This window comes from Hyphomonas sp. (genome assembly GCF_016125515.1).
Taxonomy (GTDB): domain Bacteria; phylum Pseudomonadota; class Alphaproteobacteria; order Caulobacterales; family Hyphomonadaceae; genus Hyphomonas.
In genome coordinates, this window is sequence record NZ_WGLO01000008.1 from 34175 (window position 1) to 47789 (window position 13615).

The 13615-nt window shown below is 66.5% G+C and carries 14 protein-coding genes; 10 read left to right on the plus strand and 4 right to left on the minus strand.

Translation table 11 applies throughout. The features are described 5' to 3' along the window. Window positions 1-8: 8 nt before the first annotated feature. Together GC148_RS06490 and GC148_RS06495 are read right to left on the minus strand one after the other, a co-directional pair. Window positions 9-176: a DUF465 domain-containing protein gene (locus GC148_RS06490; protein ID WP_291069721.1), complete on the minus strand. Its 168-nt coding sequence runs from the start codon at window positions 174-176 to the stop codon at window positions 9-11. Window positions 177-293: 117 nt separating this feature from the next. Continuing rightward, entirely contained in the window at window positions 294-980 is a 687-nt protein-coding gene (locus GC148_RS06495) for a GGDEF domain-containing protein (RefSeq protein WP_291069723.1), read from the minus strand. 123 nt (window positions 981-1103) lie between these two features. Here GC148_RS06495 and purE point away from each other — a divergent pair, with 123 nt between their 5' ends. The 7 genes from purE (at window position 1104) to GC148_RS06530 (ending at window position 7929) form a co-directional block, all read left to right on the plus strand. Further along, window positions 1104-1598 (plus strand): 5-(carboxyamino)imidazole ribonucleotide mutase, encoded by a 495-nt coding sequence (gene purE, locus GC148_RS06500; protein ID WP_291069725.1) that lies wholly within the window; start codon window positions 1104-1106, stop codon window positions 1596-1598. Continuing rightward, entirely contained in the window at window positions 1595-2674 is a 1080-nt protein-coding gene (locus tag GC148_RS06505) for a 5-(carboxyamino)imidazole ribonucleotide synthase (RefSeq protein ID WP_291069727.1), read from the plus strand. Before purE ends, GC148_RS06505 begins: the two co-directional genes overlap by 4 nt. 4 nt (window positions 2675-2678) lie before the next feature. Continuing rightward, the gene (locus tag GC148_RS06510; RefSeq protein WP_291069728.1) at window positions 2679-3434 is read left to right on the plus strand and encodes a creatininase family protein; all 756 of its coding nucleotides are present in this window, start codon (window positions 2679-2681) and stop codon (window positions 3432-3434) included. 89 nt (window positions 3435-3523) lie between these two features. Then, window positions 3524-4255, plus strand: a complete 732-nt coding sequence (locus GC148_RS06515; protein WP_291069730.1) for an ATP-binding cassette domain-containing protein — start codon at window positions 3524-3526, stop codon at window positions 4253-4255. Then, window positions 4252-5010, plus strand: a complete 759-nt coding sequence (locus GC148_RS06520) for an ABC transporter permease subunit (protein ID WP_291069731.1) — start codon at window positions 4252-4254, stop codon at window positions 5008-5010. The genes GC148_RS06515 and GC148_RS06520 overlap by 4 nt, the downstream gene beginning before the upstream one ends. A 10-nt stretch (window positions 5011-5020) precedes the next feature. Beyond that, a complete protein-coding gene (locus GC148_RS06525) occupies window positions 5021-6916 on the plus strand; it encodes a Gldg family protein (protein WP_291069733.1) in 1896 nt (631 codons plus the stop codon). Continuing rightward, a complete protein-coding gene (locus tag GC148_RS06530) occupies window positions 6913-7929 on the plus strand; it encodes a DUF4340 domain-containing protein (RefSeq protein ID WP_291069735.1) in 1017 nt (338 codons plus the stop codon). Before GC148_RS06525 ends, GC148_RS06530 begins: the two co-directional genes overlap by 4 nt. Here the strand turns inward: GC148_RS06530 and GC148_RS06535 are convergent. Both GC148_RS06535 and acnA read right to left on the minus strand, forming a co-directional pair. Then, the gene (locus GC148_RS06535; protein ID WP_291069737.1) at window positions 7926-8573 is read right to left on the minus strand and encodes a DUF1223 domain-containing protein; all 648 of its coding nucleotides are present in this window, start codon (window positions 8571-8573) and stop codon (window positions 7926-7928) included. The genes GC148_RS06530 and GC148_RS06535 overlap by 4 nt on opposite strands. Before the next feature lie 113 nt (window positions 8574-8686). Further along, complete coding sequence (gene acnA, locus GC148_RS06540; RefSeq protein ID WP_291069738.1) at window positions 8687-11452, minus strand: aconitate hydratase AcnA; 2766 nt, start codon at window positions 11450-11452, stop codon at window positions 8687-8689. Window positions 11453-11615: 163 nt separating this feature from the next. On the opposite strand from acnA, the gene ccmA reads away from it, so the two are divergent. From ccmA to ccmC, 3 genes are read left to right on the plus strand one after another with little or no spacing between them, the layout of a single operon-like run. Further along, window positions 11616-12197, plus strand: a complete 582-nt coding sequence (gene ccmA, locus GC148_RS06545) for a heme ABC exporter ATP-binding protein CcmA (protein ID WP_291069740.1) — start codon at window positions 11616-11618, stop codon at window positions 12195-12197. Beyond that, window positions 12194-12859 (plus strand): heme exporter protein CcmB, encoded by a 666-nt coding sequence (ccmB, locus tag GC148_RS06550; RefSeq protein WP_291069741.1) that lies wholly within the window; start codon window positions 12194-12196, stop codon window positions 12857-12859. The genes ccmA and ccmB overlap by 4 nt, the downstream gene beginning before the upstream one ends. 22 nt (window positions 12860-12881) lie before the next feature. Beyond that, on the plus strand, window positions 12882-13613 hold the full coding sequence (ccmC, locus tag GC148_RS06555) for a heme ABC transporter permease CcmC (RefSeq protein ID WP_291069743.1): 732 nt from the start codon (window positions 12882-12884) through the stop codon (window positions 13611-13613). The last annotated feature ends 2 nt before the right edge of the window (window positions 13614-13615 follow it).

The following is a 13615-nucleotide window of genomic DNA, read 5'->3' on the forward strand; positions in this document are numbered from 1 at the left end:
GGCTGGCGTCAGCTGGCTTTCAACTGTCGCAGCTGCTCCTTAATCCTGAGTTTCTGTCGCTTCAAATCCTTGACCGTCAAATCATCGCTGGAAGGGCGCTTCTGTTCGGCGGATATCTGTTCGTCCAGTTGGCGGTGCTTGTTGGCAAGCTCACTGATCCGACCATCGAGCGACATGGGCAGTCTCCTTGTTTTCAGCACGGCATTTGAGAAGCCGTACGCGCAGCATGCCACAGGTGCAGACGAGAGTCATGCGACACCGGGTCCCGAATACGTTAACTGTCATTTACCCAGTCAGCGCGCGGCGCGCCCGTCGGTCTTGCGGCGGGATTTCTCGACGAACATGGCCTGGTCGGCCCGCGCGATCAGGGCGGCAGCGCCCTGGCCCGGGCGCCATTCCACGACGCCGCAGGAGGCCCCGATGCGCACAATGGGCGTTTCGGCGCTGGCCTCGTCGCGCACTTCAAGGGCGTCGATGGCCTCGGCCAGCTGGGCCGCCTTGCGCCGGCTGTCCTCGAAGCTGGCATGGGCCAGCACGACGCCGAACTCGTCCCCGCCGAGGCGGCCGACAATATCAGTTTCGCGGGTCCGCTGGGCCAGGATTTCGGCGACCTTGAGCAGAACGCTGTCGCCGGCCGCGTGGCCATAGATGTCGTTAACCAGCTTGAAGTTGTCGAGATCGATGAAGATCAGCGACAGCGGCGTCTGGAACCGGCCTGACAGGGCGATCTCGCGGCGCACTTCGCGCTCGAAGGCCCGGCGGTTGAAGATCGGTAGCAGGGCGTCATTGTCCGCCAGCAGCTCGGACTCTGCCAAAGCGGCGCGCAGCATCGCGGATTCGTCGCGCAGCGCCATGACCTCCTCGCTCAAGGCCTCCACCGCCGCCCTTGTGCGCCGGTCAAGCTGGGTCAGGTCGAGACCCAGCGCGTCCAGAAGGGCGCGGGTTTCGCCGGGATCCGACATGGGAAAGTCCTTCGCCATGGCGGGCAGGATAGCGCCGAATCAGCCCCCTGTAGAGCCCTGCCCGCACTTCGCGCGTGACGCGAATGGTTGACCGGCCCGCGCGCGCTCCTATGGTGCGCGTTTTCCGGCAGCGAGGCGGGTATGGGAACGGGCAAGACCCCGGTTGTGGGCATCATCATGGGCAGCCAGTCGGACTGGCCGGTCATGCAGGAAGCCGCCCGGATGTTGGAGGCGATGGGGGTTGACTATGAGGCGCGCATCGTCTCGGCCCATCGGACGCCGGACCGGCTGACGGACTATTCCAAGACGGCCAAGGGGCGCGGGATCAAGGTGATCATCGCCGGCGCCGGCGGGGCGGCCCATCTGCCCGGCATGACGGCCGCGATGACCCCTCTGCCCGTGTTGGGCGTGCCGGTGCAATCGAAAGCCCTGTCCGGCCTCGACAGCCTGTTGTCGATTGTCCAGATGCCGAAAGGCGTGCCGGTCGGCACCCTGGCCATCGGCGAAGCGGGCGCGGCCAATGCCGGCCTGCTGGCCGCTTCGATCATCGCGCTCGAAGATGCGGGCGTGGCCGCGAAGCTCGACGCCTTCCGCGCCGCCCAGACCGATGGCGTGAAAGAGGTTCCGGAAGGATGACGCCGCTAAGGCCCGGCGCCACGATCGGGATTCTCGGCGGGGGCCAGCTCGGCCGGATGCTGGCCTGCGCGGGCGCGCAGCTTGGTTTCGACATGCTGATCTATTCGCCGGAGGAAAACTCGCCCGCCGGACGGGTCGCAGCCGGCACCTGGTGCGCGGCCTGGGATAATGGCGAAGCGCTGGCCGAGTTTGCCGAAGCCTGCGATGTGGTGACGCTGGAATTCGAGAACGTCCCGGTACTGACGATTGACACGGTAGAAGCCGCCGGAACGCCGGTGCGCCCGGGTTCGGCGTCCCTGAAGATCTCGCAGGACCGATACACCGAGAAGACCTTCCTGAACGAACAGGGCATCACCACTGCGCCGTTCGAGCCGGTCGACGGGCCGGGCGACATCACCGCCGCGCTGGCGACGCTCGGCGGAAAGGGCGTGCTGAAGACGCGCCGCGAAGGCTATGACGGCAAGGGGCAGGCCTGGATCAGGTCCGCGGAAGAAGCCGAGACGGCCTGGGACCGGATCGGCGGCGCGCCGGCCATCCTGGAAGCCGCCATCGCTTTCCAGTGCGAGATTTCGGTGATCGTCGCGCGCGGGCCGGATGGCGACACGCGCACCTGGGCGCCGCCGCGCAACCTGCACAAGGACGGCATCCTTGCGGTGTCCTCCGTGCCTTCGGGCCTGCCGAAAGCGATCGAGGACGAAGCCCGCGCCAAGGCGATGAAGCTGGCCGAGGCGCTCGATCATGTCGGCGTGCTGGCGCTGGAATTCTTCGTGCTGCAGGACGGCATGCTGCTGGCCAACGAGTTTGCCCCGCGCGTGCACAATTCCGGCCACTGGACGCCCGAAGCGAGCCAGACCGGGCAATTCGAACAACATATCCGCGCCGTGGCTGGCTGGCCGCTCGGCGATACGCACCGGCTGCACGACGCGGAGATGATCAACCTGATCGGCGAAGCGGGGCTTGTCAGCCCGGCGAGCCTCGGGCCCCATGACACGCTGACCCTCTACGGCAAGCGCGAAGCCCGTCCGGGGCGTAAGATGGGCCACATCACCCGCCGCCTCGGCCCGCGAAAGGACTGAACCCATGCGCCTTCCCGTCTCCACCTGGCCGGACATCGAAGCCTGGCTCAAGAAATCGAAAACCATCGTGGTGCCCATCGGCTCGATGGAACAGCACGGACCGAACGGTTTCATCGGAACCGATGCGCTGTGCCCGGAGATCATTGCCAACCATGCCGAAAGCCTTGCGCCGGACGACCTGCTGATCGGGCCGACCTTCAATGTCGGCTGCGCGCAGCACCATCTCGGCTTTCCCGGCACGATCACACTGCGCCCGTCAACCATGATTGCCGCGATGGCGGACTGGACCGAGAGCCTGATGCGTCACGGGTTCGAGCGGATCTACTGGTTCAACGGTCATGGCGGCAACATCTCGACCATCGAGGCCGCCTTCGCCGAGATCCACGCCCGGCGCAGCTTTGATCCGCGCGGCGCCGACAACCGGCCGGGCCTCAGCCTGAAGCGGCGCGACTGGTGGGACTTCAAGGAGGTGATGGGGCTCTGCAACCAGCTCTATCCGGTTGGCCATGGCAGCCACGCCACCGCGTCGGAGGTCTCGGTCACCTACTGGGCCTATCCGGACCGCGAGCGCCAGCATACCGAGATGAGCCCGAAGATCGCCCCGAACGGCACGATCAGCGACGCGGTAAGCTATCGCCGGGATTTCCCGGATGGCCGCATCGGGTCGGATCCGACCCAGTCCAACGCGGCGGACGGCGAGAAGATCGTCGCGGCGGCTGCCAAGTGCCTGATCGAGGACGTGGCGCGGTTTGGTGCCTGAATTCTGCGCAATCTTCGCAGGCCTGCTCTGGAAGCGTTAAGCCAAGCGGTCTATCCACGAAGGCCAGAAGGTGAGGCAACCAAGGCAGTATGCTCGAGGTCAAGGCACTCGAAAAATCCTACGGCCCGAAACAGGCCGTGCGCGGTGTATCGTTCACCGTGGAAAAAGGCACCGTGCTCGGGTTTCTCGGGCCGAACGGGGCGGGCAAGTCCACGACCATGCGGATGATTGCCGGTGTGCTGGAGCCGGATGCCGGCGATGCGCTCATCGATGGCAAGTCGATCATCGCGAACCGGCGGGCAGCGCAGGCAGCCCTCGGCTACCTGCCGGAAGGCGCGCCGCTTTATGAGGACATGACGCCGCCGGAATTCCTGCGCTTCCTGGCCGAGGCGCGGTCCCTGCCCCGGGCCGGGCGGCGCGATGCCATCGACCGGGCGATTGCCGATGCGCGCATTTCGACGGTCAGCCATCAGCGGATCAGGGATCTTTCCAAGGGTTATCGCCGCCGGGTCGGCCTGGCGGGGGCCATCCTGCACGATCCGCCCGTTCTGGTGCTGGACGAGCCGACCGACGGGCTGGACCCGAACCAGAAGCGTGCCGTGCGCGCGCTGATCGCCCGGATGGCGCCGACCAAGGCGATCATCATCTCGACCCATACGCTGACCGAAGTGCCGGCGATGTGCCACCGCGCGGTGCTGATCGACCGGGGACGGATCATCGCGGACGACACGCCGGCAGGAATTGCCAGGCGCTCCGAGGACGGCACGCTGGAATCGGCCTTCACGCGCCTCACCGACCAGGTGGAGGACGAAACGCAATGAACGGCTTCCTGACCCGGCAGATGAGCGGCTTCAGCGCGACCTACCGGCGCGAGCTGGGCGCCTATTTCGCAACGCCGATGGCGTATGTGTTCCTCGCCGTGTTCCTTCTGGCGCTCGGCATGTTCACCTGGGAGGCCGGCCGCTTCTTCGACACCGGCGTCGCGGACTTGCAGCCCTTCTTCATGTGGCATCCCTGGCTCTACATGATCTTCCTGCCAGCCCTGGCCATGCGGCTGTGGGCGGATGAAGCGGCGAGCGGCACCGATGAATTGCTGCTGTCGCTGCCGGTCGGCATTCCGGGGTTGGTGCTGGGCAAGCTGCTGGCAGCCTGGACGGTTGCGGCAGCCGGCCTAGTGCTGACGGCCCCGATGTGGGTGTCGGTCAACTTCCTCGGCCCCGCGGACAATACGGCGATTGCGCTGACCTATTTCATCAGCCTACTGATGGCGGGCGCTTATCTGTCGATCGGCGCCGCAGTGTCCGCGCTGACCGGCAGCCAGGTCGCCGCCTTCGTGATCAGCGTGGTGATCGCCTTCGTGTTCACGGCCGCCGGCTGGCCGCTGGTCCTCTCCACAGTGCAGGCCCTGTTCGGAACCGGTTTTGCAGACCTGATCGCGCGCTTCTCCTTCATCACCCAGTTTGAAGGCGCGCAGCGCGGCGTGCTGGAATTGCGGGCCGTCGCCTATTTCCTCGGCTTCACGGCGACCTTCGCCTATCTCAACTGCCTCTGGGCCTCGCGCCAGAGACTGGGCTGAGGGCGCCGGCATGAATGCGCAGCGCTATCTCTTCATATCCACCCTGCTGGCCGGCGTGATCCTGCTCGCCGGGAACATCGCGGCCCAGCGCCTGCTGGCCGGGGCGCGCATCGATTTCACCGAAGGCGGCCTCTACACGCTGTCGCACGCGACCCGCACGACGCTGGAGGACATCAGCGAGCCGGTGGACCTGACGCTCGTCTATGCGCGCCAGGTGGGCCAGGCCTATCCGGCCGTGCAGGCCCACGCGGCGCGGGTGCGCGAATTGCTGGCGAGCTATCAGGCGGCATCGGGCGGACGGGTGCGGGTGCACGAGATCGACCCCTCGCCCTTCTCCGAAGCCGAGGACACAGCACTCGCAGCGGGCATTCCGGCGGTGCAGACGGGCGGCAACGACCCGCTCTATTTCGGCATCATCGGACGCAACACAATCGATGATACGCGCATCCTGCCTTTCCTCGCGCCGGAGCAGGAACTGACGCTGGAATATGACCTGACCCGGATGATCTCGCGGCTGAACCATCCGGAGCCGCCGCGCATCGGCATCCTGTCTTCCCTGCCCGGCATGAACGCACCGGATCCGGACGGCGGCTATGTCCTGCTGCAGGACATCGCGCGCAGCTTTGAGATCGATCCGGTGCCGGAGGATTTTGTCGCGCTGCCGCCGGACATCGACGTGCTGCTCGTGGCCCATCCGCCGCCGCTGTCGAGCCGTCAGGAATGGCTGATCGACCAATACCTGCTGCGCGGCGGGCGCGCGGTCTTCCTCGTGGACCCGGCCGCCAAGACCGCCGTGACCGGCGATGTGTTCGGCACGAGCAATGAGCTCGCCCGGTCCAGCCTGGGCCGCCTCGGCCGCGCCTGGGGCGTGGAACTCGCACCCGATGCCGTGGCCGATGTTGCCTTCGCCCTGCCGGTTCCAGTCGATACAGGCGGGCGCGTCGAGGAACTCGCCCATCCCCTGTTCCTCGGCGTACCGGCCGACGCGATGAGCCGGGATGATCCGATCACGGCAGACCTGATGCGGGTGGTGAATTTCGGCGCGCCCGGTGCGCTGCTGCTCGGCACACCGCCGGCCGGCGCGACGATCACACCTCTTATTTCCAGCGGCCCTAATCCGTCCTTCATCGATGCCGGACAGGCCGCGCGGAACATGACCCCGGCCGAAGTGCTGCGCAATTACAAGAGCGAGGCGGCGCCCCTGCCCTTGGCGGTTCGGGTGTCCGGATTGCTCGTCACGGCCTTCCCGGGCGGCGCCCCGGCCATCGACCTGCCGCGCGATCCGGCCCTCGCCGAAGCTGCCCGGGCCGCCGCTGCGGCCTTGCCCGAACATATCCGCGTTGGCGAAAAGCCCGCCGAAGTGGTGATCGTGGCCGACGCCGATTTCATTGCGGACGAATTCTACATCGTGGAGGGCGGCGGAGTGGCGGTCGCAGACAATGGCGCGCTGGTGCTGAACGCGCTGGATGCGCTGGCCGGCGGCAGCGAGCTCTCACGTTTGCGGTCTCGCGCGCCTGCCCTGCGCCAGATGACGCGCATCAACCGCATGCGCAACGAAGCGGAAGAACAATACCTGCGCCAGCAGACCGAACTGGAATCCCGCCTCGCCGCCGCGCAGAGCCGCCTGGCTGAACTGCAGGATTCCGGAACCGGCGACGGCTTCTTCGCCGGCGATCCGGAGGCAGAACTCAACGACGAGCAGCGCAGCGAACTGGCCGCGCTGCGTCAGGACATCCTCGACCTGCGCGGGCGCCTGCGCGAAACCGAGCGCGACTACCGGCGCGGCATCGACCGGCTGGAAGCGACCCTCAAGGCCGTGAACATCTGGGGCGGCCCGATCCTCGTCGCGCTCGCCGGGCTGATCGTCTGGCGGCGGCAGAAGCGGCCGCGGAGGCCTGCCGCATGAGCACCGTCCGCGACCAGCAACGCACCCGCCGCACGCTTGCCATGGCTGTGCTGGCCGGCGTGCTCGTTCTCATCGCGGCGCTGTCGCATCTGGGCGGCGGCCCGGCGATGCCGCGCAGTGACCGGACGGGCGAACCCGTGTTCCCGGACTTCGCGGACCAGCGCGCCGAGACGAGCGCCATCCGCGTCACGCTGGGTGATGAAAGCTACACGCTGGTGGCCACCGGCGACGGCTGGCATTTCGGCACGCCGACCGGCTATCCGATCCGGCAGGACAGGCTGGCCGAACTGTCCGAGGGGCTTGAAAGCCTGGTCTGGGATACACCGCGTACGGAAGATCCGGAAAAGCTGAACCGGCTCGGCCTGGGTGACCCACGCGAAGGCGGGACCGGCGCCCTGATCGAAGTGCTCGGCCAGGACGGCGAACCGAACGCCGCGCTGATCACTGGCCGCAAGGGCGACTCCATCTACGCGCGCCGGCCCGGCGAACAGCAGGCCTTCCGCGTCACCGGCAACCTGCCGCCACTCTACAGTTCCGAAGCCTGGCTGGATCTCGGCTTCCTCGACATCCACGAAGACGCGATCTCGGCCGTGCGCCTGACCGATTCCGAAGGGGCGAGCCTTTTCCTCCAGCGCACCATCGGCGCCAGCGACCGCGCGTTCCGCCCTGCCCCGCCCTATGAGAATTACCGGCTGGTGAGCCGCATCGCAGTGACCGGCCCGGCGCTCGCCCTGACGCGGTTCCTGCCGATCGGCGTGAAGCCAGCTGCGGCGCTTCGCACGCCGGCAGTCGCCCGCCACATCACCCAGACGCATGACGGGCTGGAAGTGGATGTGCGTGCCTATCGGGAGCGGGACGGCTTCTTCATCACGATCCGCGCGGTCGAAGCCGGTGAAGGCGCACAGCGCGCCGCCGCCATCAACGAGCGCACCAAAGGCTGGGCCTTCCAGCTGACGGAAACGGATTGGGCGGACTACACCCCGCTGGTGTCGTCAATTGTCCGGGCGCCTTAGCCGGCCCTCATCGACGCGAGCACGCGGCCCATGCCGGCTTCCTGCACGATCAGGGCACAGCCGGACTCGCACGCGGGCAGTTCAATCTCCGCCTTGCCGCCCAGCCAGGGGCCGATCTGGCGCACGCTGGTCACCGGGTTCGGCATCGGCGTCTTGTTGTCGACCGTTTCGAGATAGCTGACCCACCAGATATCGGCGAGGCCGCCGGGCTGGCCGGTCAGCGTCACGCGTTTGCCGCTGCGCTGGAGATGAACGTCCACGGGGGACGCCATTTCGGCCTTTATCAGGGCCGCGCCGACCTTGGTGGGCTTGTTGCCGGCCGTCTGTTCGAGGCCGTTATAGACCGTCTGGGGCGTATAGGGCCCGCGCAGCGAGAAATGGTCCACATAGGCGCGCTGGCGTTCTTTCGACTCCGGCAGGGCCATGCCCTCCTTGCCGCCGAGATAGTCCCAGTAATCGACCGCCCAGGTCAGAACGAGCACCTTGTCGTCCCGCTCCGCCTCGACCGCTTTCAGGGTCTTGTAGGCCGCCGGACAGGCGCGGCAGTTCTTGGACGCAAACAGTTCAACCACCATCGGGCCTTCCGCATGGGCGGGGACGGCGGCGCTGAGCAGCAGGGTCAGGACGAAAAGAAGGCGTGTCATGGGCGGGGTTATATGTGTTCCCGGCCGCGCCGCACAGTCACACCCGCGTGAGAGACTGCGAAAAAGCCTGCCCCACCCATCGGTGAGGCAGGCTTGTCCGGTGTGACGCGAGGTCAGGCGCCCGACTTGGCCAGATCGCGCAGCACATAGTGCAGCACGCCGCCATGCTTGACGTACTCGACCTCGATTTCGGTATCGATCCGGCACTTGATCTGGATCGTTTTCACCGTGCCATCGGCATAGGTGATCTTGCAGGGCACCGTCGACAGCGGACGGATGTCGTTGTCCAGGCCTTCGATATCGACCGTTTCGGTGCCCTTCAGGCCGAGCGTCTTGCGGTTCTCGCCCGGCATGAATTCGAACGGGATGACGCCCATGCCGACGAGGTTCGACCGGTGGATACGTTCGAAGCTTTCCGCGATCACGGCTTTCACACCGAGCAGGTTCGTGCCTTTGGCCGCCCAGTCACGGCTGGAGCCGGCGCCGTATTCGATACCGCCGAAGATGACCAGCGGGACGCCCTTGTCGATCCAGGCCATGGCGGCGTCATAGATCGAGGTCTGCTGGCCGTCCGGTCCGATCGTGTAGCCGCCTTCAACGCCGTCCAGCATCTCGTTCTTGATGCGGATGTTGGCGAAGGTGCCGCGCATCATGATTTCATGGTTGCCGCGGCGCGAGCCGTAGGAGTTGAAATCCTTCACCGGCACCTGGCGCTCGGTCAGGTATTTACCCGCCGGGCTGGTCGCCTTGAAGGAACCGGCCGGCGAGATATGGTCCGTGGTGATCATGTCGCCGAGCACGGCGAGCACACGCGCGCCCTTGATCGGGTTGATGTCGCCCTTCTCCGGCGACATGCCGCGGAAATAAGGCGGGTTCTGGATGTAGGTGGAGCTGACCGGCCAGTCATAGGTTTCGGCATCGGTCGTCTTCACGCCCTGCCACTTGGCATCGCCTTTGAACACGTCGGCATATTTCGAGATGAACATCTCGCGGGTAACGACCGCATGGACCATGTCCGCGATTTCCTTGGTCGTCGGCCAGATGTCCTTCAGGTAAACCGGCTTGCCATCCTTGCTGGTGGCGATCGGGTCCCTGGTGATGTCGATGTTCATGTCACCGGCAATCGCATAGGCCACGACCAGCGGCGGCGAGGCGAGATAGTTCGCGCGCACGTCGGGGCTGATACGGCCTTCGAAGTTGCGGTTGCCCGAGAGGACGGAGACCGCGACGAGATCGTTCTCGTTGATCGACTTGGAGATTTCCGGCGCCAGCGGGCCCGAGTTGCCGATACAGGTCGTGCAGCCATAGCCGACGAGGTTGAAGCCGAGCGCGTCGAGGTCTTCCTGCAAACCGGCGGCGTTCAGGTATTCGGACACGACCTGCGATCCGGGCGCCAGCGAGGTCTTCACCCAGGGTTTGCGGGTGAGGCCCAGCGCGCGCGCCTTGCGGGCAACGAGGCCGGCGCCGATCAGCACATAAGGGTTCGACGTGTTCGTGCACGAGGTAATGGAGGCGATGACGACCGAGCCGTCATTCAGCTTCCAGTCGCGGCCTTCGACGGCGGCGGTTTTGCAGCCATTGGTCTCACCCGGCAGATGCGCCGGCGAGGGCTTGCCGCCTTCTTCCGTCATGTCGGATTTCTGACCGGCCGTTGCCATGGCGGGCTGGCGAACGCCGCGGATATAATCGCCGAACACTTTGGCGGCGGCGTCGAGGGCCACGTGGTCCTGCGGGCGTTTCGGGCCGGAAATGGCGGGGACGACCTCGCCGAGGTCGAGGCTGAGGGTCGAGCTGTAGATCGGAGCGTAGTCTTTCGTCCGCCAGAAGCCGTTTTCCTTGGCATAGGCCTCGACCAGCGCAATGCGGTCTTCGTCGCGGCCGGTCTGGCGCAGATAGCGCAGCGTCTCGTCATCGATCGGGAAGAAGCCGCAGGTGGCGCCATATTCCGGGGCCATGTTGGCGATGGTGGCGCGGTCGGCGAGCGGCATGTTGTCGAGGCCTTCGCCGTAGAATTCTACGAACTTGTTCACGACGCCATGCTTGCGCAGCATCTGCACGACCTTCAGCACGAGGTCAGTGGCGGTGACGCCTTCCTTCAGCGCGCCGGTGATCTTGAAGCCCACGACTTCCGGGATCAGCATCGAAACCGGCTGGCCCAGCATCGCGGCTTCCGCTTCGATCCCGCCGACGCCCCAGCCGAGCACGGCAAGACCGTTGACCATGGTGGTGTGCGAATCGGTGCCGACCAGCGTGTCCGGATAGGCGACCATCTCGCCTTCGTCATTCTTGTCGGTCCAGACCGTCTGGGCGAGGTATTCGAGGTTCACCTGGTGGCAGATGCCGGTACCGGGCGGCACGACGCGGAAATTGTTGAACGCCTTCTGGCCCCATTTCAGGAACGTGTAGCGCTCCATGTTGCGCTCGTATTCGAGGTCCACGTTGGCCTGGAAGGCGCGCGGATTGCCGAACTCGTCGATCATCACCGAGTGGTCGATCACCAGGTCAACCGGGTTCAGCGGGTTGATCTTCTGGGCATTGCCGCCGAGCGCCTTGATGCCGTCGCGCATGGCCGCCAGGTCCACCACGGCCGGAACGCCTGTGAAGTCCTGCATCAGCACGCGCGCCGGCCGGTAGGCGATCTCGCGGGGGTTCTGCCCGCCTTTGTCGGCCCATTCGGCGAAGGCGAGGATGTCATCCTTGACCACCGTCAGCCCGTCTTCGAAGCGCAGCATGTTCTCGAGCAGCACTTTCAAGGCGGCCGGCAGGCGCTTCATGTCGCCAAGGCCGTTCTTGCCGGCCGTTTCCAGCGAATAATAGGTGTAGCTCTTGCCACCGGCAGTGAGCGTGCTTTTCGATTTGAAGCTGTCTTTAGACGGCATGTGGGCCTTTGCCTCCTGTCACGCGGACGCCTCGGGCGGGTCCGCCTTGCTGTGCTGGGGGTCTCTTATAGGCCCGACCCTTCGGGCGCAATCGGTCTGGCCGCGTCAGCCGCGCGACAAGGCCGCGTTTGCGCGCGCTTCGGAACCGGCTATCCCTGCGCTGATGCAATCTGAAGCAGCGCCCCTCCTCACCGGCACGGGTCTCGGCATGATCCGGGGCGAGCGCATGCTGTTCCGGGAGATCGGGCTTGAGGTCCGCCCCGGCGACGCACTGGTGCTGCGCGGGGCGAACGGGACCGGTAAGACGACGTTGCTGCGCATCCTCGCGGGCCTGACCCGTCCGGAGACCGGATCGGTCAACCGCCCGGCCGCGATTCACTGGTTCGGCCACCGCGAAGGCCTCAAGCCGCAGGAAACCCCGCGCGCCCACCTGGACCTCTGGGCGCAGGCCTGGGGTTCGAACGCCGACATCGCGTCCATCCTCGCCGGAATGGGCCTTGCCCGACCCGCCGATGTGGCCGCGCGCTACCTGTCCGCCGGTCAGCGCCGCCGCACCGCGCTCGCCCGGCTCCTGCTGGAACAGCGCCCGGTCTGGCTGCTGGACGAACCCTACACGGCGCTTGACGCTGAAGGCCGCGCCCGGGTTGACGGCCTGATTGCCGATCACCGCGCCCAGGGCGGCGCCGTGGTGGCGGCCATTCATGGCGAAGCGGGGTTTGCCGCGACATCGGAGCTGGCCCTTTGAGCCCGGCCCCGCTCCTTTCCGCTTTCCGCCAGTCCCTCGGCGAGGCCTGGGCGGGCGGCGCGGGCGCACTGCTCCCGCTCGGCTTTCTGGGCGGCGCGGCGGTTCTGGTGCCGCTGGGCATAGGCAGCGACACCGACACGCTGAAAGCGGTCGGCCCCGGCATCCTTTGGGTGGCGCTCGCGCTCTCCAGCCTCGTCACCCTCGAACGGATCTTCCAGGCCGATGCCGAAGACGGCACCCTGGACCTTTGGCTGCAGGCCGGCGCGCCGGTTTCGGCCATCGCGGCGGCCAAGACGCTGGCGCACTGGCTGTCGGCCGGGTTGCCGCTGGCCCTGTTCTCCCCGCTTCTGGCCCTGATGTTCCAGGCCGAGGCGCGCCCCGTACTCCTGATCAATGCGGGCCTCTATGCGCTCGGCAGCCTCGCGTTCTTCTTCTGGGGCGCGGTCGGGGCAGCGCTGTCGGCGACCGTGCGCCGCGGCGGGCTTCTGATCAGCCTGATCGCCCTGCCCCTCTACGTTCCGACCGCCATTTTCGGCGCGCTGGCCATGTCGGGCGGGCCGGGATCGGCGGGCGCGCCGCTGCTGCTGGGGGCCTCCACGCTTTTCGCCTGCGCTATTGCGCCCTTTGCCATGTCTGCGGCGCTACGCTTGGCGGCAGACTAAGAGGAAGCTAGGTCAGATTTCCATGTGGTCCTATTTCGCCAACCCGCACAAATTCCTTCGCCTGTCCGACTGGCTGGCGCCTGCCTTCTACACTGCCGGAACGCTCTGCATCCTGTGGGGTCTTTGGCAGGGCCTCTGGGTCGTGCCGAAGGACGAGTACCAGGGCGGCGACATCATGCGCGTGATGTTCGTGCACGTCCCCGCGGCCTGGCTCGCCATGGCCAGTTATTCGGCGCTAGCGGTGGCCAGCTTCGTCTGGTTCATCTGGCGCCACGAACTCGCCGACATCGCCGCCAAGTCCATCGCGCCGCTCGGCGCCGTTTGGACGGCGCTTTGCCTCGCCACGGGTTCGATCTGGGGCAAGCCCACCTGGGGCACCTGGTGGCAATGGGACGACGCCCGGATGATGTCCGTGCTGTTCCTGTTTTTCCTGTTCCTGGGCTACATGGCCCTGCGCGCCGCCATGGACACACGCCAGAAGGCCGCCCGCGCCGGCGCCATTCTGGCGATGGTCGGCGCGCTGAATGTGCCGCTGATCAAGTTCTCGGTCGACCTGTTCACCTCGCTGCACCAGGATGCCAGCGTCATCACGATGGAAGGCCCCAAGATGGCGGCCGTCTATCTCTGGCCGCTGATGATCAGTGCCATCGGCCATTCCCTTCTGTTCGGCGGTCTGGTGATGACCCGCATGCGGACGGAAATCCGCGACCGGCGCATCGCCCGCCTGCGCGCCGCCGCTCTGGAAGGAGGCTGACC